Source organism: Acidihalobacter aeolianus (assembly GCF_001753165.1).
In the GTDB taxonomy this organism is placed as follows: domain Bacteria; phylum Pseudomonadota; class Gammaproteobacteria; order DSM-5130; family Acidihalobacteraceae; genus Acidihalobacter; species Acidihalobacter aeolianus.
Genome location: NZ_CP017448.1, coordinates 2,437,894 through 2,463,167, shown reverse-complemented (window position 1 = coordinate 2,463,167; position 25,274 = coordinate 2,437,894). Strand labels below are relative to the sequence as shown.

Annotated in this window: 21 protein-coding genes; 17 read left to right on the top strand and 4 right to left on the bottom strand. The window is 60.0% G+C overall.

The window, feature by feature from the left end:
* The first annotated feature begins 8 nt into the window (after positions 1–8).
* From BJI67_RS17845 to BJI67_RS11270, 8 genes are all read left to right on the top strand, one after another.
* Positions 9–4,013, top strand: coding sequence for a glycosyltransferase (locus tag BJI67_RS17845; RefSeq protein WP_083250837.1), 4,005 nt, complete (start codon positions 9–11; stop codon positions 4,011–4,013).
* Positions 4,014–4,062: 49 nt separating this feature from the next.
* A complete protein-coding gene (locus BJI67_RS11300; protein ID WP_070073116.1) occupies positions 4,063–5,007 on the top strand; it encodes a glycosyltransferase family 2 protein in 945 nt (314 codons plus the stop codon).
* Positions 5,004–6,128, top strand: a complete 1,125-nt coding sequence (locus tag BJI67_RS11295; RefSeq protein WP_083250836.1) for a glycosyltransferase — start codon at positions 5,004–5,006, stop codon at positions 6,126–6,128. Before BJI67_RS11300 ends, BJI67_RS11295 begins: the two co-directional genes overlap by 4 nt.
* Positions 6,125–7,255, top strand: coding sequence for a glycosyltransferase family 4 protein (locus BJI67_RS11290; RefSeq protein WP_070073114.1), 1,131 nt, complete (start codon positions 6,125–6,127; stop codon positions 7,253–7,255). Before BJI67_RS11295 ends, BJI67_RS11290 begins: the two co-directional genes overlap by 4 nt.
* A gap of 295 nt (positions 7,256–7,550) precedes the next feature.
* The gene (locus tag BJI67_RS11285; RefSeq protein WP_070073113.1) at positions 7,551–8,960 is read left to right on the top strand and encodes an undecaprenyl-phosphate glucose phosphotransferase; all 1,410 of its coding nucleotides are present in this window, start codon (positions 7,551–7,553) and stop codon (positions 8,958–8,960) included.
* 357 nt (positions 8,961–9,317) lie between these two features.
* On the top strand, positions 9,318–10,574 hold the full coding sequence (locus BJI67_RS11280; RefSeq protein WP_156782122.1) for an O-antigen ligase family protein: 1,257 nt from the start codon (positions 9,318–9,320) through the stop codon (positions 10,572–10,574).
* A gap of 56 nt (positions 10,575–10,630) precedes the next feature.
* Complete coding sequence (locus tag BJI67_RS11275; protein WP_070074115.1) at positions 10,631–11,806, top strand: MFS transporter; 1,176 nt, start codon at positions 10,631–10,633, stop codon at positions 11,804–11,806.
* A gap of 122 nt (positions 11,807–11,928) precedes the next feature.
* A complete protein-coding gene (locus BJI67_RS11270; protein ID WP_070073111.1) occupies positions 11,929–12,297 on the top strand; it encodes a hypothetical protein in 369 nt (122 codons plus the stop codon).
* A 22-nt stretch (positions 12,298–12,319) separates the two neighbouring features.
* On the opposite strand, the gene BJI67_RS11265 is transcribed toward BJI67_RS11270, so the two are convergent.
* From BJI67_RS11265 to BJI67_RS17985, 3 genes are all read right to left on the bottom strand, one after another.
* Positions 12,320–12,826 carry a hypothetical protein gene (locus BJI67_RS11265; protein ID WP_070074114.1) on the bottom strand — a complete coding sequence of 169 codons (507 nt, stop codon included), beginning with the start codon at positions 12,824–12,826 and terminating at the stop codon, positions 12,320–12,322.
* Between the two features lie 15 nt (positions 12,827–12,841).
* Entirely contained in the window at positions 12,842–13,300 is a 459-nt protein-coding gene (locus BJI67_RS11260) for a hypothetical protein (protein WP_070073110.1), read from the bottom strand.
* 170 nt (positions 13,301–13,470) lie between these two features.
* Complete coding sequence (locus BJI67_RS17985) at positions 13,471–13,947, bottom strand: LysM peptidoglycan-binding domain-containing protein (RefSeq protein WP_083250834.1); 477 nt, start codon at positions 13,945–13,947, stop codon at positions 13,471–13,473.
* A gap of 405 nt (positions 13,948–14,352) precedes the next feature.
* On the opposite strand from BJI67_RS17985, the gene BJI67_RS11250 reads away from it, so the two are divergent.
* The 7 genes from BJI67_RS11250 (at position 14,353) to BJI67_RS11220 (ending at position 21,503) form a co-directional block, all read left to right on the top strand.
* A complete protein-coding gene (locus BJI67_RS11250) occupies positions 14,353–14,697 on the top strand; it encodes a hypothetical protein (RefSeq protein WP_070073109.1) in 345 nt (114 codons plus the stop codon).
* 81 nt (positions 14,698–14,778) lie between these two features.
* On the top strand, positions 14,779–16,134 hold the full coding sequence (gene miaB / locus BJI67_RS11245; RefSeq protein ID WP_070073108.1) for a tRNA (N6-isopentenyl adenosine(37)-C2)-methylthiotransferase MiaB: 1,356 nt from the start codon (positions 14,779–14,781) through the stop codon (positions 16,132–16,134).
* A 43-nt stretch (positions 16,135–16,177) separates the two neighbouring features.
* Positions 16,178–17,155 (top strand): PhoH family protein, encoded by a 978-nt coding sequence (locus BJI67_RS11240; protein ID WP_070073107.1) that lies wholly within the window; start codon positions 16,178–16,180, stop codon positions 17,153–17,155.
* Positions 17,133–17,603 (top strand): rRNA maturation RNase YbeY, encoded by a 471-nt coding sequence (ybeY, locus tag BJI67_RS11235; RefSeq protein ID WP_070073106.1) that lies wholly within the window; start codon positions 17,133–17,135, stop codon positions 17,601–17,603. Before BJI67_RS11240 ends, ybeY begins: the two co-directional genes overlap by 23 nt.
* 86 nt (positions 17,604–17,689) lie before the next feature.
* Complete coding sequence (locus tag BJI67_RS11230) at positions 17,690–18,553, top strand: HlyC/CorC family transporter (protein WP_070073105.1); 864 nt, start codon at positions 17,690–17,692, stop codon at positions 18,551–18,553.
* 5 nt (positions 18,554–18,558) lie between these two features.
* Positions 18,559–20,091, top strand: a complete 1,533-nt coding sequence (gene lnt, locus BJI67_RS11225) for an apolipoprotein N-acyltransferase (RefSeq protein ID WP_070073104.1) — start codon at positions 18,559–18,561, stop codon at positions 20,089–20,091.
* Positions 20,088–21,503 (top strand): mannose-1-phosphate guanylyltransferase/mannose-6-phosphate isomerase, encoded by a 1,416-nt coding sequence (locus BJI67_RS11220; protein WP_070073103.1) that lies wholly within the window; start codon positions 20,088–20,090, stop codon positions 21,501–21,503. The genes lnt and BJI67_RS11220 overlap by 4 nt, the downstream gene beginning before the upstream one ends.
* 23 nt (positions 21,504–21,526) lie before the next feature.
* Here the strand turns inward: BJI67_RS11220 and BJI67_RS11215 are convergent, their stop codons facing one another.
* Entirely contained in the window at positions 21,527–22,042 is a 516-nt protein-coding gene (locus BJI67_RS11215; RefSeq protein WP_070073102.1) for a zinc ribbon-containing protein, read from the bottom strand.
* 131 nt (positions 22,043–22,173) lie between these two features.
* Between BJI67_RS11215 and leuS the strand changes: the two genes are divergently transcribed.
* Both leuS and BJI67_RS11205 read left to right on the top strand, forming a co-directional pair.
* Positions 22,174–24,762 (top strand): leucine--tRNA ligase, encoded by a 2,589-nt coding sequence (gene leuS / locus BJI67_RS11210; RefSeq protein ID WP_070073101.1) that lies wholly within the window; start codon positions 22,174–22,176, stop codon positions 24,760–24,762.
* A complete protein-coding gene (locus BJI67_RS11205) occupies positions 24,759–25,274 on the top strand; it encodes an LPS-assembly lipoprotein LptE (protein WP_083250833.1) in 516 nt (171 codons plus the stop codon). Before leuS ends, BJI67_RS11205 begins: the two co-directional genes overlap by 4 nt.

Genomic DNA, 25,274 nt, shown 5'->3' with positions numbered 1-25,274 from the left:
GAGACCGCATGAAAACTGTGTATCTGCATGTGGGCACGCACAAAACCGGAACTACGTCCCTGCAGAAATGGCTGCATGAGCAAAGTGACATGCTGCTTGATTTGGGCATGTTGATCCCTCTGGCTGGACGCCCATTTCAGGATATGGGTGCGCACCATAACCTAGCTTGGGAGCTCAGTGGAGATCCGCGGTTCTCGCAAGAATTTGGCACCCTGTACGAACTTTTTGGAGAGCTTTCATCGGTTTGCCATGAGTCTGTAATCCTTTCCTCCGAAGACTTCGGTTGCGTTTCGAATAAACCGGAGGTGCTTAAGTCATTTTTGAATGAATTCAGAAAAAACGATTATCAAGTAAAGCTGATCGTGTATCTTCGCGATCCTTTTGATTATGCCGTATCGCTGTGGACGATATACCAGAAATATTTGGCGCTTCATGCGGATACTGGCTCGGATACTTCTATTGATGGATTGAGGCGTAAAATTGATTTGAGCGTCTTTGTTTCGGAGATCGCTGATTCAAGAAGCTTCTCCGTGACAGATCCGCTACCCTGCTTTTCGGATTTTGACTACTGTAGATTGCTTGAAAATTACGAACAGGCGACCGGTGGTGTCGAGAGCGTTCTAGTACGTGCTTACTCTCACGATGTTATCGGTGATTTCTCTGCTTTGATCGGACTTTCGTGCCCGTTCGGCTCTGGTGCTATATGGGAAAATCAGTCGGTTATTTCTGAAGTTGACTCACACATGCTAAGGGATGCGCTCAAAAGGCAATGGCCTGTCGCTGCCGAAGAAGTGCAGGGTTTACTCGCTCAACGAGTTTTTGAACCCAAAGTATCTTTAGACTGGGTGCGTCATTTTTTGGCGCCGAGTATTGGCTTCATACCAGACAGAAAAACTGATGTCACATCCTGGCGCGGGCATTTATCGTTTGTGCCGGCCATCATGCATGCTGTCCAGCCGACTGTGTTCGTTGAATTAGGGGTGCACAAAGGGGATTCCTATTCGGCCTTTTGCCAGGCGGTTCGATGCCTTGGTCTAAATACGAAATGTTATGGCGTCGATACCTGGGCGGGAGATCACCAAGCGGGATTCTATGACGAGCAAATCTATGCTGAATTGAAAAATTATCATGACCCACGTTATGCGCAATTTTCAACGCTGCTACGGAAGAGCTTCGATGACGCATTGAGCAATATCGAGGATGGTAGTGTTGATCTCCTGCATATCGGCGGACTGCACACCTATGAAGCAGTCAAACATGACTTCGAGTCCTGGCTGCCGAAGCTGAGTGATAAGTCAGTTGTCCTTTTTCACGATACTGTGGTGCGGCATGATGATTTTGGAGTCTGGAAATTCTGGGCTGAGGTCGAAAAGCAATATCCTGCATTTCAGTTTTTTCACAGTCATGGCTTGGGCGTTCTGCGGATCGGGGGAAAGCCCCAGAGTGAAGTCGTCGCAGAGTTTTTTCAGTTGAAAACCCGTGCCAGGGTGGCGTTACGACACGGTGTCTATCAAGCAAGCAGATTGATCAGTGGACAAGCTGAGCATACTGAGGCAGACGCCCAGCAGGGCAACGCGGAAGTCGAGCAGGCTAGAGGGGAAGTCGAGCAGATGCGTGTCCAATTGGCGGGAATGCTTGGATCCAGATCTTGGCGTATTACCGCGCCTCTGCGTGCTTCAGTAGGGTTTTTTCGCAATGTTAAAAACAGGGTAAAGACGCCCGATCCGGAAAATCGGTCTTCTGTCTACCGTGTCATGCGCAAAGTCTATCGGACAGTTCCGTTGCCGATGACTTTGAAGACGCGCTTACGGTATATGGTTAAAAAACGTATCGGGGCGATTGATCTGGCTGAGAAAGATTACCAACTGTGGATACGGTATTACGACAAACTGGATGAATCTGACAAGACTGCAATCAGAAACCACATCGCGGGCTGGGAGTCCACTCCACTGATATCCGTCATCATGCCGGTTTATAATCCACCGGTTGAATATCTCCGGAAAGCGATCGAATCCGTACGCCAGCAACTCTACCCAAATTGGGAATTGTGCATAGCCGACGATGCCTCGGTCGACCCTGAGGTTGGCGACCTACTCCGGCGCTACGCCGCCCTGGATGACCGTATCAAACTGACTTTCAGGGAAAAGAACGGGCATATATCAGCTGCGAGCAATTCCGCGTTGGCGCTGGCAGCAGGTGAGTTCGTGGCTCTGCTGGATCAGGATGATGTATTGGCGGAAAGCGCTCTGTATTGGGTAGCGCACGAAATTATCCTGAATCCACATGCGCAACTTATCTACAGCGATGAGGACAAACTCAACGCGGACGGCGAACGAAAAGATCCCTATTTCAAGCCGGCTTGGAATCCGGAGTTGCTCTTGGGGCAGAACTATATATGCCATCTGGCTGTCTTCAGGCGGGAGCGCATGCTCGATATCGGTGGTTTACGCGAGGGCATGGAGGGCTCTCAGGACTGGGATCTCGCATTACGTTTTTCGGAGGGGTTGGCAGCGGATCAGATTCTGCATATTCCCGCGGTGCTTTATCATTGGCGCGTCCATGCAGAATCGACCGCCGCATCCATTACCGCAAAACCCTATGCGGTCCGCACAGCCGAGAAAGCAGTGGGTGATCATCTACAGCGGCTCGGCGAGCGTTCTTCGTTGGAGCCTGTATGCGGCGGTGCCTATTTATTGCCGCATTTTACGGTTCAGGGTGCGCCAATGGTCAGCCTGATCATCCCGACGCGTGATCATGTGGATGTGCTGCGGGCCTGCATCGAGAGTCTCCAAAAGACCCGATACCCGCATTACGAAATCATCGTCGTAGACAATCAAAGTTGCGAGACGGAGACGTTGGCGTATCTGAATGCCCTGAAGCATGAAGGGCGTGCACGAGTGCTGCGCTATGACCGCCCCTTCAATTATGCGGCCCTGCATAACTGGGTAGTGCCCCAGGCCCAAGGTGAATTCGTTTGCCTGCTCAACAACGACGTGGAGGTCATCACGCCTGACTGGCTGACCGACCTGCTCGCATTGGCTCAGAGGGACGGCGTGGGAGCCGTGGGGGCGAAACTGCTCTATCCAGATGGCTCAGTCCAGCATGCAGGTGTAGTGACTGGGATTGGTGGCGTGGCTGGTCACTTGCATATCCGCTTTCCTGCGGATTCATGCGGCTATGCGGGCAGGGCAGCACTAGTCCAGGATTTCAGCGTTGTTACCGGTGCCTGTTTGTTGGTTCGTAAAGTACATTGGTCAAGCGTAGACGGAATGACCGAGACTTTGTCTGTCGCTTTGAATGATGTCGATTTTTGCCTGAAATTGCGCGAGATGGGATTGAGAAATGTGTGGATGCCCGCCGCGCGGCTTTATCATCACGAATCCAAATCCCGCGGCTCCGACTTTGATCCTGCAAAGCTGGAACGCTTCGCACTGGAGCGTGCTTATATGCAATGGCGCTGGGGACATACCTTGATGGATGACCCTGCCTACAACCCAAATTTGTCACTCGCCGATGAGTCCTGTTTGTTTGCCTCTCCCCCGAGGCGTTTGCGGCCGTGGGCGGATGATCTCCGCGCCATCGACACACCTCATGGGATTGAGGTGATGCCTCTTGAATTGCTGAACATCGAGCCGGAGTCCGCAATCAGTGGCTCGTTGGTCTGGCCACGCGAGTTGACGGGAATGCTACGCGGCTTGCTTTTGGGGGTGGGTGCGGGTGTCAGTAAATCCCGTGGCTTACTTCGGGTCGAGGTGTCCGATGGAAGCGGCAAAACAGCGAGCGGACAGGTGCTAATTGGTGAGGCGATGGAAGCGAATGGTTTCGTGCGCGTGTTGTTTCCCGGGCCAGGCCTGTCGATCGATGCCTGTGAACGTCTGCACTACAGAGTCGAATGGAGCCAGGCAAATCATGTCCTGTCGCTTTGTGGTTTCCGGCTGAATGAGTGCTGGGAGCACCAGGTGCCCGGGCATCCAGGATGGGTAGGGCGCATGCGGATATTGATGTCGGCCTGAATGTGATTTCTCGAATGATGTGTTTGCCATCAGTCCGTATGCTTAAACCATGCGTCGCATTGATATCGCTTTAGCCAGTTTCAACGGCGCCCGGTTCCTGCCTGCGTTGCTGGCCTCGATTGCCGGGCAGACTCTGGTGCCAGACAGCATCCTGGTTCGTGACGACGGTTCGATGGACGAGACGTATTCGATCCTTGAGCGCGAGCGTAACGAGGGTATGCCGATCGAATTCCTGAAGGATGATGCTGGCTCACTTGGAGCGGCTGCGAACTTCGGACGTATCTTGTCCCACAGCGCTGGCGACTATACGCTGCTTGCGGATCAGGATGATCTCTGGCATGACAACAAAATCGAAGAACTGGTTGCCTGTGCCAAGAGCATGGAAGAACGGAGAGGTAGCACATTGCCTCTCCTGGTTTATAGCGATGCTCGACTCATTGATTCCGATGGTTGTTTGTTGGCGCCTTCAGCTTCCCGTTGGCAGGGGTTTGATCTGCAGAGTGGTAGGGACTTCAAACGTGTATTAGTGCAAAACACAGTGCCTGGATGCACCATGCTGGCTAACCGCGCGCTGTTAAAAGCAGCCCTTCCTATCCCGAATGAAGCGGTGATGCACGATTGGTGGCTTTTGCTGGTAGCGAGTGCGCTAGGGGAAGTCCTCTGCATACCAAAGCAATTGGTGGATTACCGACAGCATACAATGAACACCTTGGGTGCAGATGCCTGGAATATTCGTGGCGTGGTGAAAAAATTTGGCCATGGGCCTTTTGCATTGCGGCGACGGATTCGTGCTGGTTGGAATGAGGCACTGCTTCAGATGGAGGTGTTGAATCGGCGTTTAGCCGATCAAATCCCCACTGAAAAGCGCAATATCCTAGAGTCAATTCTAAATCTTTCACGACAAGGTGGATTCCAAAAACGGTTATCGGCGATACAGCTTGGCCTGCGCAAAGAAGGTGTGTTGAGGACGCTGGCTTGGTACTGGGCCTTATGAATCATGCGGTAAAACCGATTTCCATTCTGATCCTTTCAGTACGCGCAGACCACGGTGGCGGTCCACGTCACATCGAATTGTTGCTAAAAAATTTACCCTCTGACGGACGAGCTTTAGTGGCTTGCCCAGACGAGCCACCTTATGCCTCACGTTTCGCTGAGTTGACTGATGGGCGGATATTTACCATTCCGCATCGGCGATTTGATCTGAGCAGTGCGTTGCAACTGATCGTCTGGGCCAGAAAGCAGGGTGTCGATGTGATTCATTCGCACGGCAAGGGTGCTGGTGTGTATGCGAGATTCCTCGCAGTTACACTGCGCAAGCCCTGCGTTCACACGCCACATGGGGTGCATGTTGCACAGTACAACCCCTTCAGAAAATCACTCTATAAGCTCTATGAAAATCTTTCATCGTTTTGGATCGATCACATTGTTTATGTCTCACAGGAAGAGCGCGATATGGCTCGTGCAGAAGGACTTTGGCGGAGAAATCAGTCGGGTGTGATTGTCAACGGCGTTGAGTCAGTAGCAGAGGCAGATCGGTTGCGCTGGCGGCGGGAATACAGAAATCGCCTTGGGATCGACGAGGGTCAGATTGTCGTGGCGACGCTTAGCCGATTCGACTTTCAGAAGAATATGGCGGAAGCCTTCGAGGTGGCCAAGGCTCTACCAGCATGCCTTTTTGTTTGGATCGGGGATGGCGAAGACTCGGCAGCACTGGACAGGCGGGCGCGTGCAGACGGTTTGGCGAATATCAGACTTCTCGGACAGCGCAATGAGCCTTTGCCTTGGCTGGCCATCGCTGATGTATATCTATCTACTTCGCGTTGGGAAGGCTTGCCATTAGCGATACTTGAGGCGATGTCACTTGGCTTGCCGGTGGTGGCAAGCAATGTGACTGGGCATCACTCTCTCGTAAGCGAGGGTGGTGGATTCTTGTACCCCTTGGGCGAGTTTGCTGAGGCGATACGCCGAGTTGCTCGCTTAGCCGAAGATCAGACACTTCGCTGCGGATTGGGTGAGCGAAGCCGCCGGGTGCAGCGTGAGCGCTATTCTGCCAAAACAATGGCCCAAGCAACATTTGAGATCTATCGCCAAGTTCTGGCTGAGGCTGGAAAATGAAGCGCATTGCCGTGGTTCACGATTGGCTGACTGTATACGCGGGTGCCGAGCGGGTTCTCGAGCAGTTGTTGCGGCTTTTCCCCGATGCCGACCTGTTTTCGGTTTGTGATTTCGTGCCCGAGACCGAACGCGGGTTTCTGGTCGGCCGTAAACCCACGGCGACATTCATTCAGAACCTGCCCGGTGCCCGTACGCGGTACCGGAGCTATCTGCCCCTGATGCCCTTGGCCATCGAGCAGTTGGATCTGTCGGGCTACGATGTGGTGATTTCCAGCTCACATGCGGTGGCGAAGGGGGTGCTTACTGGACCGGATCAGTTGCACATCAGTTATGTGCACACGCCCATGCGCTACGCCTGGGACCTGCAACATCAGTATCTGCGCGAATCCGGCCTGAATCGGGGGTTGAAGGGTTGGCTGGCCCGCTATTTCCTTCACCGCATGCGTATCTGGGATCTGCGCACGGCCAACGGTGTGGATGCGTTTGTTGCCAACTCGGAATTCATTGCCCGCCGAATCTGGAAAACGTATCGACGGGAGGCCGAGGTGATCTACCCGCCGGTGGACACCGAAGCCTTTCCCCTTTGTACGGACAAGGAGGATTTCTACCTTACAGCTTCGCGGCTGGTGCCCTATAAACGTATCGATATGATCGTGCGCGCTTTTGCGGAGATGCCGTCGCGTCAACTGAGGGTGGTGGGCGACGGCCCAGATTCTGCGAAGATCCAACGAATCGCAGCAGGTTGTTCCAACATCAGTTTACTGGGATACAAGTCAGCGGCAGAACTGGCGGTGCTGATGGGACGCGCCAAGGCCTTCGTATTTGCCGCAGAGGAGGACTTCGGAATTGCGCCTGTTGAGGCACAAGCATGCGGAACGCCGGTAATCGCGTATGGCCGAGGTGGCGTGCTGGAGTCCGTTAATGGGATCGATACGTCATCACCCACTGGGGTTTTTTTTCGCGAACAAGCAGAGATTTCCTTGCGCAACGCAATTGAAACCTTTGAAGCATGTGCGGATCAAATTGACTATGTGACTTGTCGAAGGAACGCTGACCGCTTTTCTGTGCCGCGTTTCTCCGCGCAGATAACGGCCTTGGTAAGTGATTTGTATGGTCGGAAGGGTTGATTTGGCATTGAGACGCGGCTGAGATTAGGTGAAATGTGAATCATATTATAACAATTATTAATGGAACCTAAGATCGGTCTCGCGCGTTCAAGATTTGTAGGCCCACCTATATGGACGGCCTATTTGTACAGTTTATTGGATGGCAAAGCACTTTATGATTGGATCATCTATATACCTTTCTTGTCTTGTGAGTCGTTCGCTCTTGATGAGTCGGATTCGGGTCGTTAGTCCTGTCGATTAGTATCGCCAAGGCAATACTTTTTATCCGAGCTAATCAGTTGAGAATGTCGATTTTATGTTAAGACGTGGATTGCTGCGGGATTATTCGTCCGCACTTGCGATGTTGACTAGGGTGCTTGATGTCATCTTGGTTTGCTTTGCCGGATGGCTGGCATTCAAATTGCGCTTCCATGGGATAAACAGACCTCCCATGATGCAGGCGTATCTGGCGTTGACCATTATTGGTTCGTTGGTGGTTAGCGTGGTGTTCCCCCCCTTGTCTATTTACAAGTCATGGCGTGCGAAAAGTGTGTATGCCCCCGCGGGACGTGCGTTGCTGGGTTGGTGCATAGTTTTTGCCATGGTGATAATTGCCTTGGTGGTTGTCCACGAGGCGGATATCTATTCGCGTTTGTGGTTGGGGTTTTGGTTCGTTCTCTCTGCTTTGTTCCTGGTGGGCCTGAGGTTTGTTGTCTACTGGGTGTTACGCGAGTTGCGAAGCCGGGGATATAACCGACGCCCTGTGGTTGTGGTCGGGGCTGGTCTTCAAGGGGAAAACCTGGCGGAGCGTGTTCATGAGGCTGACTGGTCTGGCCTAGAAGTGCTCGGTCTGTTCGATACACCTGAGTATTTGCATGCATACAACGGGGATATCCCGCGCTATTCCATCGAGAACTTGCCTGAATTCGTCACCTGTCATCAAGTGACAGAGGTGTGGGTTGCAATGCCGCTGGAGCGTAGCGGCGACCTGCGGCAGATCATCGCCCTGTTGCGGAACATGTCGATCAATGTTCGGTATGCTCCCGACCTGTTTGGTCTGTCGCTGTTGAATCATGGCCTGACCGAGATTGTCGGTGTGCCAATGATCGACCTGTCCGCCAGTCCGATGCAGGGCATCAATCGATTGATGAAGGCATTGGAGGATCGGTTGCTGGCAAGTTTGATCTTGGTGCTCATGTCTCCGGTCATAGCATTCATCGCATGCGGGGTCAAGCTTTCATCTCCCGGGCCAGTCCTGTTCCGTCAACGCAGACATGGCTGGGATGGACAAGAGATCGTTATTTATAAGTTCCGCACGATGTATGTCGAGGCCGAGGCGGAAGGGCCTGTCCAGGCGAAGCGGGACGATCCGCGGGTGACGCCTTTCGGAAGGTGGTTGAGGAAAACCAGTCTTGACGAGTTGCCGCAATTCATCAATGTGCTGCAAGGGCGTATGTCCATTGTTGGCCCTCGCCCGCATGCGGTTGAACATAATGCGCAGTTTTGCGACATGATTGACCGTTACATGCTGCGACATATGGTGAAACCCGGGATTACTGGGTGGGCGCAGATCAACGGTTGGCGGGGAGAGACGGATACCATCGAAAAAATGCAGCATCGCGTAGGCCATGATCTGTACTACATTGAGCACTGGTCGCTAGGCTTGGACCTCAAGATCATTTTCCTGACTTTGTTCAAAGGCTTTGTTCATAGAAATGCATTCTGATTGCAGTGTGGTCAGGAATTCTGTGTTTGGTTCCCCATAATGATGAGGGGTGTATGCCTGTATGCCTGTACGCATGGTTAGGTCATGCAGTGCAGAAGACTCCTCATCCGAAGATCCGGGCTAGCATCTATTCTGTTTGTCCATATGATGCGCGCTTTGCCTCGCGGATTTAGGAAGTTCATATCGACTTTATCAAGAGATGGTTTTTCTTTAGATCAAGGCATTTAGATGATGGGGCTTTCCGTCTTGGGTTATGAGAGAGTTGTTACCCGCCCATTTGTATGGGTAGGTTTGGGTTTGTTGACCGCGGTGATGTTTATCTGGCCGATTCAACAAACGATTGCCTTGCGAAACGCCTTGTTGTTCTTTGCATTGGTGTGGGTGATCGTAGGTCTTGTGCGTTTGCCGCAGGTTGACCGCTGGCCTCGGGAAGTCCCGTGGGTGGTATGGGGTGTGTTTGCGGTGCTGACGGTGTGGATGTATCTCCAGGCATTCGGATGGGCCCTGGCGCCAGATAAGGTTCTGACGGAAATCCGGGCACGCTGGCTGTTGAACCTGATCGTGTTCTTCATCGGTGTTTCGGCCGCCCGCCTGCTCCCTGATCACCGGCAAACCTTGATCCGGCTGTTGTTCGCCATGTTGGCCGTGAACGTATGGTTTATCGTCGGGGTGGACATTGTCCACTGGGTGCAGCATGGCTGGCTGATGCGGCGTTTCGGGGGGCTTGAGGGTACGGATTTCTTGAGTATCAGCGGTTCCCCGGACAAGGCCAATTATCTGACGGATATGTATCTGGCGTTGCTGTTCGCCGAAGTCATCATGAAACGTTTGGGCCGCGCTGGAGTGCTGGGCTTTGGTTATCCCTTCATCGGAGTGTTATTCGCCGGCGGGCTGTTCTCGGCCTATGCCGAGGACATGCGAAACGGCACCGTGTTGCTGGGTCTGATGACCCTATTGAGCATCGGAGTGCTGATCAGCCAGTCACCGCCGGCGAGGCGGCGGCGTGAAATCATGGTGGCTACCATTGTGGGGATACTGGGTATTGGCTTTGTGAGTTATACCCTTGTGCACCAGCAGCGATGGCGTACCTTGCTGGCTACGGTGCCCATCGCCCTGGATACCTCGCATAATCGCGAGTGGTTGACGGGGGGGCTGCCCAAATTCCCCGACGGCCAGACGGTCAATGTTTCCAATTATCAGCGCATAGCCTGGGCCAAGGAGGGATTGCATGTCATCTGGCACTACCCATTGGGGGTGGGTTTCCAGGGGCAGGCCTTCGGTTACGGCGTCGATGCGATCTATCACACGGATCTGGCCCGCGGTAATCATAGCCACAGTGGCATCATCGATTTCACCGATGGTGTGGGTCTGCCGGGATTAGTCCTCTGGCTGATCTTCATCGGTACGCTGTTCCGCAAGGCGTGGACCGGCCTGGCCTACGAGCGGCTGGCCCCGGCTGCGGCCCTGGGCATGGTCGTGTTCGATTACTTCACGCGCAGCCTGGTCGACAGCATCATGCGGGACCATATGTGGCAGATGTTCATGTTCATGTCCGGTTTTCTGCTGTCGTGGACCTGCCTCCTGTCTGCGCGGGGAAAGCAGCCGGCTGACTGAACAAGCAAATCCGCATTGCCGCGGTTTGCTCCCCGAACGGCTGGATGAATATCTTGATGAAACGCTTTTCTCTGGTGGTCATCGTGATCGCACAGTTTTGCGGTACGTCGCTCTGGTTTTCCGCCAACGGGGTGGCTGGCCAGCTGGAACGGGCCTGGGCTATCACGACGGCCGATATCGGTTATCTCACCAGCGCGGTGCAGGTCGGTTTCATCCTAGGCACCCTGATCTTCGCGCTCACGGGTCTGGCCGACCGCTTCCGTGCGAGTCGGATATTTTTCGTGTCGGCGGTGGTCGGGGCTCTGGCCAATGCGGGTTTCGCCGGCGTGGCGCATACCGTGTGGGAGGGGGCGTCATTTCGCCTGCTGACGGGGCTGGCGCTGGCAGGCATCTATCCCTTGGGCATGAAACTGGTGGTGAGCTGGGCCCCGGAAGCCAAGGGGATGATGCTGGGCTGGCTGGTGGGGATGCTGGCCCTGGGAACCGGTTTCCCGCACGTCGTCAGTGCCCTTGGCGCCACGCTGGATTGGCAGTGGGTGGTGTGGATTTCCTCGATTCTGGCTGCGCTGGCGGGCGTTGTGGTGCTGTGGCTGGGTGACGGTCCGCATCACCCTGCGCCGGCCGGCATGAACTGGGGTGGCGTATTCGGCAGCTTCGGGGATGCCGCTTTCCGCTCTGCGGCATTGGGTTATTTCGGGCATATGTGGGAGCTGTATGCCGTTTGGACGTTGGCGCCATTGATGATTGCGGGTTCGCTGGGCTCGAACCACACGGATTCGGCAACCGCCGGTCTGTCCTTTGTCTTCATCGCGCTGGGCGGGGTGGGGTGCGTGGCCGGGGGGTATCTGAGCCGGCGTTTCGGCAGCGGGCGGGTGGCTGCCGCGGCGCTTGCGACCTCGGGCGCGGCTTGTCTGCTGTATCCGGTCCTGGCGGGCGGGAGCTGGTTTGCGTGGCTGGCACTCGGGGTCTGGGGCGTGGCCGTGGCTGCCGATTCGCCGCAGTTCTCGGCGCTGGCCGCGGGTGCCGTGCCTGGAGAAGTCATGGGTAGTGCGCTGGCCATCATGAACGGGGTCGGTTTTGCGTTGACCGTAGGCGCGATCGAGCTGACCACTTCGCTTTGGCATGTCCTGGGCAACGATGTCGTCTGGTTGCTGGCGCCGGGGCCGGTGCTCGGTCTGTGGGGTATGTATCCGTTATGGAGGCGCATACCCGAAGGGGAGGGTGCGCTCTAGGTTTGCCCGCAAGGGCTATTCGTAACGGGCGGCGTGTGTAGAATTCACCCCGCTAACCGGGGTGGTTTTAACTGAAGGAGAGAGACATGCGCGCTTGGTGTCACGGGCTAAGGGTATTGGGAGTGACCGCTGTGCTTCTGCTCGCAGGGTGTGCGGCCCACAATCCGCTGCTCGGCAGCTGGACGTTTGAGCGCTATACAGGCGGCGGGGATCTGGGGTCGGTGCTGGGCGGTTTTGCGGCAACCTTCAGCAAAGGCACCACGCTGCAGTTCACCTCCGATGCGATGATCGTCTCCCAAGGCGGGCAGAAAACCAGCACGCCGGTGGATCATTACGATATCAAGGGCGACAAGGTCGTCGTCTGGTTACGCACCACGCCGACCGTCATCCGCGCCGAGACCTATGTGGTCAGCAAGGACGGCCGGCGGGTTTCCCGCGAGCTGGCCGGCAGCGGCATGAGCGAGGTGTTCACGCGTGCACCGTCTTCTTGAGAAGACTCGACTAGCCTGAGCCTTACTGTGCTCCGGGAGGCGGCGGAGGAGGTGGGTAGCTGGGCGGCGGCGGTGGCGTGTAATGCGGCGGAGGGTAGCCGGGCACGGCGTTGCCCTTGGCGTACATGCACTGCATGTAGGCGACGTTATAGCGTCCCTGCAGAGTTCTCAGGCTTTGTTGCGCCGCACTGGCGCCTACCGCCGATCCCATCAGAACGCCGGCGCCAGCCATGGACCGTGCCATGTCTCCGCCGTCCTCTCCGCCGCCGAACAGTATCCCGCCAAGCGCGCCCAGGGCACCGCCGACCACAGCTCCACTAATGACCTGTTGCTGGGCGATCTCGTTGGGGTTGCCGCCGACCTGAGCGCGGGCGTACTGGCGGCAGACCGTGTCGTCATAGCGGAAGCGGTCGAACGGTTTGCCGGGCCCAGGCATTACGGCGACGGTCGGGCCTTGCGGCAGGGTTGCGCAGCCGCCCAGCAACATGCCGCCGGCAGCGAGGACAAGCATCATCGAGGCGCGTTTCATGGTGCGATCCGTCATTCAGTGTTGGCCGGCGTCGGGTGGCGTGGCAGGTACCTTGCGCCAGCCGCCCGGGCAGGTGCTGACATACGGGTAATAAGCCTTGGCGCTGTCGCAGTAGTACCAGTATTGCTGCGCAGGCGGCGGGGCTGGTTCCGCAGGCTGCGATGGGACTACCACGACCGGTGGGTTGGGATAGTCATAGTAGTAGGGGCCATAAGGGTAGGGATACACCGGCTGGGTGTAGAAATACCAGAGTCCTGGGCCGGCGATCCACCACCAGCCGAACCGGCCATCATGGTCGCCGTGGTACCAGCGCCAGTATCCATGAAATCGCCAGTCCGGGTCGGCGTGCCAATCGCCGCGCCATCCGCCGCGCCAACCCCAGTCGTCGCGGTCGGCATGCGCGGCCGGTGCGGCGAGGCCGGTGACGAGTACGATACTGGCCAGGGCAATCTTTCCGACAAGGATCTTGTGCATGGATGCCTCCCACACGGGTACTTACAGCGGTATTTTACCACCGAGGTATATCGTGTAGGCGGAGGGTTGGGCTGGAATTATTTGACAGAATTTGACGAAGCAGGGTGTTCGTCGGAGAGGCGGACCGCCGACGTTGAGCGTCGGCGGTCCGGGATGCCGGTAAGGCGAGCTTATTTCATTTTCAGAAATTCGGCCGCGCTTTCCTTGAGGTACTTGAGGTCGCTGGAGGTCGGCTGGCCGAGCTTCCAGGCACCGCGATGCTTGGCATGATAGATCGCTGCATCGATCTGCATCGTGGATGCTCCCTGGTTGATCATCAGGTTCTCGCCGGGGAAGATCAGATCGGGATCATGGATCTTGCCGGAGTTCGCCTTGTAGATCAGCGGCCACTCGTAGGGGTTGCCGTACACCAGCGGCATCGACGCGATGCCCCACAGCGTATCGCCCTTCATCACGGTATAAGCCGTGTCCTTGGTGGGCTTGGGCGGCGGAGGCGGCGGAGTCGGCTTGGCGACAGGCGCCGGAGGCGGTGCAGCAGGTTCGGCGGCGGGTGCGGTGTTTTGCGAGGTGGTCGCGCAACCCCCTAGCAGGGCCAGGGAGAGTAGCGCCACTGACGCCGCTGAACCGCGTATGGCATTGACTTTCATCCTTATCTTCTCCTTGAGTTGTGATGAATGCCGGTTGGTGATGCCGGATACGATTCAGAAGGGTTGCGATATGTTGAAGCCTGACGCGCTGGCGGGTCGTGGTCAAGATGCAGATGCCCGCCAATCAATGATTCTCGTATCGAACTGCCCCCTGTCTCGCCTGGCTGGTTTTGGTTGTCCAGACCAGACCGGACAATTAGAGCGGATATTGTGCGCAAAGTTCCCCGATTCGGCACACTGTCGTCATTTGCAGACAGATACCTTCCGCGCCCGACTTCGAGCTAGGGTGCCTGTCCAGCGGATTCAGCCGGTGTTCATGCTGTCGGCGGCAGGCTGCGTCCGACGGTGGCCATTGTGCCCCTGGACACATCTGGGTTGATTGATGGAATTTGGGAGGAATCGCAAATGGAACGGAAACTGCGCAAATTTGCACTGTTGCTTGGCGTCGGCACCTTGCTGATGACGAGTACCGTAGCCGCCAGGGCGGATGACGACGGCGGACTCTGGATGCGGCTCAACGTCGGCCCGCTGCATCCCTGGATTGCGCCGCCTCCACCGGTAGCACGCCCCCCGGTCAGGTACTACCGGCCAGCCTGGGGATACCAGCCCCGCTACTGGCAGCGCCGCGATGAGCGTCGCGATTGGCGCCGTCGCGAATGGCGTGAACATCACCGTTGGGATCGCGACTGGCGGCATGGCGATGACTACGAGTACGACGACGGTCGCCCGTATTCCGGCTACCGCTACTAGCCGCGGATTGCCTCGTCGCGGCTTGCTGCGGCGAGGCAATCCGCGCTCGGTCGCGCCAGGGAGTTGGTATATAATCGCTCAATGAACGCGAAGGTCTATATCCAAACCCAGGGTTGCCAGATGAACGAGTACGATTCCAGCAAGATGCTGGACGTACTCCATGCCGCCGAGGGCAGCGCCGCCGCGCAGACCCCCGAAGAGGCGGACATCCTGTTGGTCAACACATGCTCGATTCGCGAGAAGGCCCAGGAGAAGGTGTTCTCGCTGCTGGGCAAGTGGCGGGAACTCAAGGCGCGCAATCCCAATCTGATCATCGGCGTCGGCGGCTGTGTCGCTTCCCAGGAGGGTGAGGCCCTGCGCCAGCGGGCACCGTTCGTCGACATCGTGTTCGGCCCTCAGACCCTGCATCGCCTGCCCGAGATGGTGGCCGAGGTGCGCCGGGCACGGGCACCGGTGGTCGACGTCAGCTTTCCCGAGATCGAAAAATTCGATTATCTCCCCGAACCGCGCGCCGATGGTCCGACCGCGTTCGTGTCTATCATGGAAGGGTGCAGCAAGTACTGCACCTACTGCGTGGTGCCATATACACGCGGCGAGGAGGTTAGCCGTCCCTTCGACGACGTGATCGCGGAAGTCGCCATGCTCGCGGAGCAGGGCGTGCGCGAGGTCAACCTGCTGGGACAGAACGTCAATGCCTATCGCGGCGCGATGGACGATGGCGGCACGGCCGATCTTGCCCTGCTGATTCGCTATGTGGCTGCCGTCGACGGCATCGAGCGGATTCGCTACACAACTTCGCACCCGGTCGAATTCAGCGACAGCCTGATCCAGGTCTACGCCGAGGTGCCGGAGCTGGTGAGCCATCTGCACCTGCCGGTGCAGCACGGTTCGGATCGTATCCTGGCGGCCATGAAGCGCGGGCATACCGCGCTCGAATACAAGGCCAAGATCCGCCGCCTGCGCAAGCTGCGTCCCGATCTGAGCCTGTCCTCGGATTTCATCGTCGGCTTTCCCGGCGAGACGGACGAGGATTTCGAGTCGACGATGCAGCTCATCGAGGACGTCGGTTTCGACCACTCGTTCAGCTTCATCTACAGCGCCCGTCCGGGCACGCCTGCCGCGTCCTACCCGGACGACGTGCCGATGACGGTGAAGAAGGCGCGGCTTGCGCGTCTCCAGGCACGCATCGACGAAATGGCCTCGGCAATCAGCCGCAACATGGTCGGGACGGTGCAGCGGGTACTGGTGACGGGGCCCTCGCGCAAGGACCCGAACTGGCTGGCGGCGCGTACCGAAAACAACCGGGTGATCAATTTCCTGGGCGATGCCTCGCTGATCGGCCACTTTGTCGCAGTGGCGGTGACCGAGGCGCTGTCCCACTCGCTGCGCGGTGCCCTGGCCAGCGCTCCGGTTTCCGCCCGCGCGGTCGGCGTCTGAACGTGTCCTTGTTGCGAGCACTCCGTGGGGCGGACCCGCTTCGATGACGGCACTGGCCCATCCGGCTTCGCTGAACCTGACGTTGGAACCCGCCAGTACCGTACGGCTGGCCAACCTGTGCGGACAGTTCGATGAGCATCTGCGACTGATGGAGCGGCGTCTGGGGGTGGAACTGAACAATCGCGGCGGCCATTTCACCTTGATCGGCCAGGACCCGGCGGCGCTGGATGTGGCCGCTCGCGTGTTGCGCACCCTGTACGAATCGGCCGGCGATGAGGAGATCACGCCGGCCATGGTCCATCTGAGTCTGCAGGAATGCGGTGCCGAGAGTCTGCCGCCGGAGGAAACCGCCGACATCCAGGCCGTCGAGCTGCGTACCCGCCGGGGGATGATCAAGGCGCGCGGGCCGCGGCAGGCGCGCTACCTGCATCAGATCCAGACCAACGATCTCGCCTTCGGCATCGGCCCCGCCGGTACCGGCAAGACCTATCTCGCCGTGGCCAGCGCGGTCGACGCGCTCGAACGCGACGCCGTGCGTCGGCTGGTGCTGGTGCGTCCGGCGGTGGAGGCGGGTGAGCGACTGGGTTTCCTGCCCGGCGACCTGACGCAGAAGGTCGATCCGTATCTGCGTCCGATCTACGACGCACTGTATGAAATGCTGGGTCCGGAGCGGGTGGTCAAGCTGCTCGAGCGCAACGTGATCGAAATCGCACCGCTCGCGTTCATGCGCGGACGTACCCTCAACGATGCCTTCGTGATTCTCGACGAGGCGCAGAACACCACCATCGAGCAGATGAAGATGTTCCTCACACGCATCGGCTTCGGCACCACGGCGGTGGTGACCGGTGACGTGACCCAGGTCGACCTGCCGCGCAACACGCCATCGGGCCTGCGTCAGGCGATCGAGGTGCTCAAGGCGGTCGAGAGCGTGAGTTTCACTTTCTTCAATGCCAGCGACGTCGTGCGTCACCCCCTGGTGCAGCGGATCGTGCGTGCCTATGCCAGTTTCGAGCAGCACTGAACAACAGGACTCTGCGGGTATCGAGGTGCAGCGCGCGCTCGATGCGCCAACACCCGACGATGCGCTGCTGCATGCCTGGACTGACGCCGCGATGCTCGACCCGGGGCATTCGGTGGTGGTGCGCTATGTCGATGCCGAGGAATCCCGGGTACTGAACCGGGACTATCGCGGACGCGACTATGCGACCAACGTCCTGTCGTTTCCGTTCGAGCTGCCGCCCGGAGTGGAGGACCCGCATCTCGGCGACCTGGTGATCTGTGTGCCGGTGGTGGAGGCGGAGGCCAGGGATCAGGGCAAGCCGCTTGAGGCCCATCATGCGCACATGGTGGTGCATGGTTTGCTCCATCTGCAGGGATACGACCACGAAACTGAGGCGGAAGCTCACCAGATGGAGACGCTTGAAATCGAAATTCTCCGACGGTTAGGCTATGCCGACCCATACGAATAAGGGAGGGGCGGGCGCGTCAATGGAAATACCGAACCGCACCCCGACGCCGCGGCAGATGCCGCTCATCGAGCGAGACTTACCCATCCATGGAAGATCGACCCAGTAGGCGCTCCAGTCACGTTGGTTGGCTGGAGCGCTTGAGCCGTGCCCTGTTGGGCGAACCCCAGGACCGCGAACAGCTGGTCGACCTGCTGCGCGGGGCACACGAACGGGAGTTGTTGGATGTCGACGCCCTGGCGATGATCGAGGGGGTGTTCGAGGTTTCGGATATGCAGGCGCGCGACATCATGGTGCCGCGCGCGCAGATGGAAGTGGTCGACCGCGGAGACAGCCTAGAAAGCATTCTGGCGAACATCCTGGAATCGGGACACTCGCGCTATCCGGTGATCGGCGATAGCCGCGACGAGGTGCTCGGGATACTGCTCGCCAAGGATCTGCTGCATTACTGCCGTCAGCCCGAGGCCCGTTTCGACCTTCAGGACCTGCTGCGTTCCCCGGTCTTCGTTCCGGAGAGCAAGCGGCTCAACGTGCTACTCAAGGATTTTCGCAACGCGCGTAATCATATGGCCATCGTCGTCAACGAATATGGCGGGGTGGCCGGACTGATCACCATCGAGGACGTGCTGGAACAGATCGTCGGCGACATCGGCGACGAACACGACGAAGTGGAGGGAGAGGGCCTCATCCTGTTGCACGAAGACGGGCACTACACCGTCAAGGCCCTGACCCCGATCGAGGATTTCAACGAACATTTCGACACGACTTACAGCGACGAGGAGTTCGATACCATCGGCGGACTGATCATCAATCGGGTGGGGCGTGTGCCCAAGCGGGGCGAGGTGATCGACCTCGACCGCTTCCGTTTCCGCGTGCTGCGCGCTGACAATCGCAGGGTGTATCTGCTTGAGCTGCGCGTGCAGCCGGCGCCCGCGCCCGCCGACGTCTCCTGATACGTATGCGTCTCGGTCTATTGCACGAGCGTGCCTGGCTCGGCGACCTGCTCGCACTGGGGAGCGGCCTGCTGACGGTGGTCGCCTTCGCGCCTTATTCGATAGCCCCGTTGGCCGTGATCGGTCCTGCGCTGCTGTTCCTCTCCTGGCTCGAAGCCACGCCGCGCCGGATGGCCTGGCGGGGCTATCTGTTCGGGCTTGGGCTGTTCGGTTTCGGTGTGTCCTGGATCACCTCGGGACTGTCGCTGTTCGGCGCACACATGCAGGCATTGGCCCTGCCGCTGGCCAGCGTATTCGTACTCGTGCTCGCGCTGTATCCGGGCATCATGGGATGGGTGGCGTCGCGTTTCGCCGGGTTGTCGGCAGCGCTGCGTCTGATCCTGATCTGGCCGGCCTTGTGGACCGCCTTCGAATGGTTGCGAGGCACCCTGTTCACCGGTTTTCCATGGCTATTGCTCGGCGACAGCCAGGTGGCGAGCGCGCCGGGTGGGTTCGCCCCGGTACTTGGAGATTATGGCGTGAGCTGGCTGGTGGCGACGCTTGCCGGCCTGCTTGTCTGTATCGTGGCCTGTCGGCGCGCAATCCTGCGCATCGGCGCAGCGGCCATGGTGCTCGTGTTGTGGTTTGGGGTCGGTGCCCTGCGTGCCGTCGACTGGACGCATCCGACGGGGGCGCCGATGCGGGTCAGCGTGGTGCAGGGGAACGTGCCGCAGCAGACCAAGTGGCGCCCCGAAACCTTCATGCGTACCCTGACCCGCTATCGCGATCTGACCCGCGCGCATTGGGACAGTCGCTTGATCGTGTGGCCGGAAAGCGCCATCCCTGCGCTGTACCGCCAGGTGGCGGGTGACTACCTCGACCCGCTCGCGGCCGAGGCCGCAAGCCATGGGTCGGCGTTGATGGTCGGCCTCTTCGTGAAGCGTGGGAAGAAAATCTACAATGCGGTAGCGAGCCTTGGAGCTGCCGCGCCGGAATTCTATTTCAAGCACCATCTGGTGCCCTTCGGCGAATACATGCCCTTCAAGCACCTGCTTGGCTGGCTCTACCGCCGCATGGACGTGCCCATGTCCGGCCTGAGCCCGGGGCACGGTGGGTACACAGTGCAGGCGGCAGGGCAGACGGTGGATGTGTCGATCTGCTACGAAGACGCCTACGGCGATATCGTGATCCGGGGGCTGCCGCAGGCCAGCCTGCTGGTCAACGTGAGCGATGACGCCTGGTTCGGCGATTCGCTCGAACCGGCCCAGCATATGCAGATCGGGCGCATGCGTGCACTGGAGACCGGACGTTATCTGCTGCGCGCGGCGAATACGGGGATTTCCGGTATCGTCGGCCCCAAGGGCGAGGTCCTCGCCCTGGCGGACCAGGACCGTACCGAGGTGCTGACCGCAGAGGTACGACCGATGGGCGGTGCGACGCCCTATGTGCGTCTGGGCAACACGCCGGTTATCGCCCTGGTGTTCGGCGTCGTACTGCTTGGCTGGTTTGCTGGGCGTTTGATCAATCGCAGTGGCAATCATCGAGGCCAAGAATCATGACTCAGATCGTTCCCATCGTGCTTTCCGGTGGCTCCGGTACGCGCCTGTGGCCGCTGTCGCGGCATGCCTATCCCAAACAGTTCATCCCTCTGATCGGCGAACTGAGCCTGTTCCAGATGACCCTGCGCCGCCTGGAGGGGCTGCCGGACCTGGGTAAGCCGTGCGTGGTCGGCAACGACGAACAGCGTTTCATGGTGGCCGAACAGTTGCGCATGCTCGGCGTCCAGGGGCGCATCCTGCTGGAACCGGTGGGGCGCAATACGGCGCCTGCAATCGCCGCTGCGGCACTGGACCTGACTGCAGAGGATCCGAAGACCGTGATGCTGGTGTTGCCGGCCGATCACCTGATCAGCGATACGGTGGCGTTTCATGCTGCCGTGAAGGCCGCTTTGCCGGCCGCACAGGAAGGCGCACTGGTTACCTTCGGCGTGGTGCCGACGCGTCCCGAAACGGGTTACGGCTATATAGAGGCCGGCGATGCGATTGGCACCGGTCCTGCGCGCCGCGTCGCCCGTTTCGTGGAGAAACCCGATCTGGCGACCGCCGAGGCCTATGTCGCGGGAGGTCATCATTGGTGGAACAGCGGCATGTTTCTGTTCACCGCAGAGCATTATCTGCAGGCCATGGAAACCCATGCACCGGCGATTCTGGAGGCCGTGCGAAGAGCTCATGCACTGGCGCGCGAGGATCTCGATTTCCTGCGCCTGGATGCCAAAGCGTTTGCCGCCAGTCCCAGCGACTCGATCGACTACGCGGTGATGGAGCGCACTCAGGATGCCGTGGTGGTGCCGCTTGACGCGGGCTGGAACGACGTCGGTTCCTGGCAGGCTCTGTGGGAGGTCGGTGCCAAGGACGCGGCGGGCAATCTTCTGGAGGGCGATGTCATCGCCCTGGACTGCCGCGACAGTTACGTGCATGCCGACCACCGCCTGGTCGCGGTGCTGGGGCTGGATGGCGTCGTCGTCGCAGAAACCGCGGATGCAGTGTTGGTGGCCCCGCGCGATCGCGTGCAGGAGGTGAAGGCGGTGGTGGGTCATCTCAAACACGCCGGACGCGAGGAAGGCGTCAACCACCGTCGCGTGATGCGTCCCTGGGGGGCTTACGAAGGCATCAGCCAGGGAGATCGGTTCCAGGTCAAGCGCATTACCGTCAAGCCCGGCGAGCGGCTGTCGCTGCAGATGCACCACCACCGCGCCGAGCATTGGATCGTGGTGCGTGGTACCGCGCGCGTGACCCGCGGGGACGAGGTCTTCACGCTGGCGGAAAACGAATCGACCTATATCCCTCTGGGCGTGACCCATCGGCTGGAAAATCCGGGGCGGATCGAACTCGAGATGATAGAGGTGCAGTCCGGCAGCTATCTCGGCGAGGACGACATCGTGCGCTTCGAGGACAGCTACGGGCGGGGCTGAGCCCGCCCATGTGCAGCGAGGCTTTATGCCTCGTTAGTGCCGTGCTCACGGCGAAAGCGCGTGGCATGGCAATGCGGGCAGGGCGGGATGCGCCCGGCCTTGCGCATCTGCAGCGTATGGCCGCACTCGAGGCAGGCGAGCACGCCCGGCCCGGTAATCTCCCCGGTTCGCCATTCGCTCGGCACTTCCCGCGAGCCCGCAGCGAACTCCGCCAGGGCGAGGCTGGTCTTGTCCGCGACCGAGGCGAGCAGGTCGAAGATGCGTGCCTCAACCAGCGTACGGTCGATCACGAACCAGCCGCCGAGGTCTTCCCCGTCGCCGCTGAGGTACTGCCCGAGATCGCGCAGATCGCGCTTCACGTAGGCCGCGAGCAGATCGGCTTCCTCGCGCGTCAGTTCACCCAGTTCTTGTGCCATGTCACGGGCGTCGTCGACCGCCTGTTCGAGCCGTTTGCCCGCCGACTCCATGGCCTCCTTGGCGCGTTCGAGCATGCGCGCATAGGCCTCGGTCAGGTGTGGTTTGGGGTCTTCGTTGCTCATGCGGGGGTTCTCCGGCGCGGGTCGATAATATGCTGATTCTAACCCATGCGCGCGCAGGGCGGCGGCGGTCGATTGCCGCGTCGAGTCCGCCGCTGGTAAGCTTCCGCACTTATTTTCGGGTGGAACAAGCCATGCAGGAGCAGTACGACGCCGCCGGGGTGGAGCAGGCCGCACAGGCCTATTGGGACGAGCACGAGACCTTCAAGGCGCGCGAGGACGCGACGCGGGAGAAATTCTACTGCCTGTCCATGTTCCCCTATCCGTCCGGGCGCCTGCATATGGGACACGTGCGCAACTACACGATCAGCGACGTGATTGCCCGCTACCAGCGCATGACCGGCAAGAACGTGTTGCAGCCGATGGGCTGGGACGCCTTCGGCCTGCCGGCGGAAAACGCGGCGATGAACAACGGCGTACCGCCTGCACGCTGGACCTACGACAACATCGACTACATGCGCGGCCAGCTCAAGTCGCTGGGTTTTGCCATCGACTGGTCGCGCGAGCTCGCCACCTGCAAGCCGGACTACTACCGCTGGAACCAGTGGCTGTTCCTGCGCCTGCTGGAGAAGGGCATCGTCTACCAGAAGACCGGCACGGTGAACTGGGACCCGGTGGACCAGACCGTGCTGGCCAACGAACAGGTGATCGACGGGCGCGGCTGGCGCACCGGCGCGGTGGTGGAAAAGCGCGAGATCCCCATGTACTACATGGCGATCACGCAGTTCGCCGAGGAGCTGCTGGCCGATCTCGACGACCTGCCCGGCTGGCCGGAGCAGGTCCGCACCATGCAGAAGAACTGGATCGGCAAGAGTCACGGCGTGCGCGTCGGCTTTCCGCACGCCATCGACGGCGGCGGCGTGCTGTGGGTGTTCACCACCCGCGCCGACACCCTGATGGGCGCGACCTACGTGGCGGTGGCCGCCGAGCATCCGCTGGCGCTGCACGCCGCCAGGGACAATCCCGAGCTGGCCGCCTTCATCGACGAATGCCGCCACGGCGGCACCTCCGAGGCCGAGATCGCCACCCAGGAGAAGAAGGGCATGGCGACCGGCTTCACCGTCGAGCATCCGCTCACCGGCGAGCCGCTGCCGCTGTGGGTCGCCAACTACGTGCTGATGGGCTACGGCGAGGGCGCGGTGATGGCCGTGCCGGCGCACGACGAGCGCGACTTCGAGTTCGCCCACCAATACGGTCTGCCGATCAAGCCGGTCGTGCTGACCTCGGCCGGCGGCGAAACCCCGGCCCCGTGGCAGGCGGCCTACGCCGAACATGGCGTCTGCATCAATTCCGGCCAGTACGACGGGCTCGAATTCGAGGCGGCGGTGGATGCCGTCGCCGCCGATCTCGCCGCCAAGGACTTGGGCGAGAAAAAGGTCACCTGGCGCCTGCGCGACTGGGGCATCTCACGTCAGCGCTACTGGGGCACGCCGATCCCGATGATCCGCTGCGCGGCCTGCGGCGACGTGCCGGTGCCCGAGGAGCAGCTGCCGGTGGTGCTGCCGGAGGATTGCGTGCCGGACGGTTCGGGCAACCCGCTCAACCGGAACGAGGCTTTCCTCGCCTGCACCTGCCCCCGTTGCGGCGGCGCGGCGCGGCGCGAGACCGACACGATGGACACCTTCGTCGACTCGTCCTGGTACTTCTTCCGTTACACTTGCCCGGACGCCGCGACGATGGTCGACGGCCGCGCCGATTACTGGATGCCGGTGGACCAGTACGTCGGCGGCATCGAGCACGCCATCCTGCATCTGCTCTATTCGCGCTTCTGGACCAAGGTGATGCGCGACCTCGGCCTGACCCAAGCGAACGAGCCGTTCCACAACCTGCTGACCCAGGGCATGGTGGTCGCGCCCACCTTCCTGCGCGAAGGCGCGGACGGGCGCAAGCAGTGGATCAACCCCGCCGACGTGCAGGTTTCCACCGACGACAAGGGTCGGCCGGTCGCGGCCACGCTCAAGGCGGACGGCCAGCCGGTCACGATGGGCGGCATCGAGAAGATGTCGAAGTCCAAGAACAACGGCGTCGATCCGCAGGCGCTGATCGACCGCTACGGCGCCGACACCGCGCGCGTGTTCATGATGTTCGCGGCGCCGCCGGAGCAGTCGCTGGAGTGGAACGACGCGGGCGTCGAGGGCGCCCACCGCTTCCTCAAGCGCCTGTGGGCCTACGCCGCCGAGCAGGGCGAGGCGGGCGAGGCGGGCGAAGCCGCGCCGGCGGGGGATCTGGCGCCGGAGGTCCAGGCGGCGCGCCGCGAGATTCACGAGACCCTGCGCCAGGCGCTGATCGACTTCGGCAAGTACCAGTTCAACACGGTCGTCTCGGCCTGCATGAAGATCCTCAACACGCTGGGCCGGCTGGGGGACGCCGCCGGCGCAGCCGCGCTGCGCCGCGAAGGGCTGTCGATCCTGCTGCGCCTGCTGTCGCCGGTGGCGCCGCACATCGCTCACCACCTGTGGCGCGAACTCGGCTACGGCGAGGATATCGTCGACGCGCCCTGGCCTGTGGTGGACGAGGCGGCGCTCGCGCGCGACACCGTCGAGCTGGCGGTGCAGGTCAACGGCAAGCTGCGCGGCCAGATCGCGGTGCCCGCCGACGCCGACAAGGCGGCGATCGAGGCGGTTGCGCTGGCCGAACCGAACGCCGTCCGCTTCATCGATGGCATGACGGTGCGCAAGATTATTGTCGTACCCGGCCGGCTGGTGAACGTGGTCGTCGGATGAATGTCGGGCGCGGACTCCTCGCGAGGACGTTGTGCGTCGTCGCGCTGGCGTTGGCGCTCGCCGGCTGCGGTTTCCATCTGCGCGGGCAGGCCGAGTTGCCGCCGGCACTCGGGCGCACTTTTTTCATCAATCAGGCCGGGGCGGGGCCAGTGGCGCGTGCTCTCAAACAGGCCCTGAGCGCCAACGGGGTGACCCTGGTCGATAACCGTAATCAGGCCACTGCAGTGCTGACCGTGCTATCGGTCGGTACCTCACAGCGAGCACTCACCGTGAGCGTGCTCAACCAGGCCACCAGCTATGCCCTGACGACCACGCTGCGGTTCTCGGCGGCAGCTATCGACGGCAGCTGGAAACTGCCGCCGCAGACGCTTTCCGTCGAAAGGCAGTACAGCCTGAGTACCACGCAGCTGCAAAGCCAGGGCGCGGAAGTCGATCTGTTGACACGCAGTTCCGCGCGCGAGCTGGCCAATCTGGCCCTGCTGCGCCTGCAGGCGCAGGCAGGACGGCCTTAA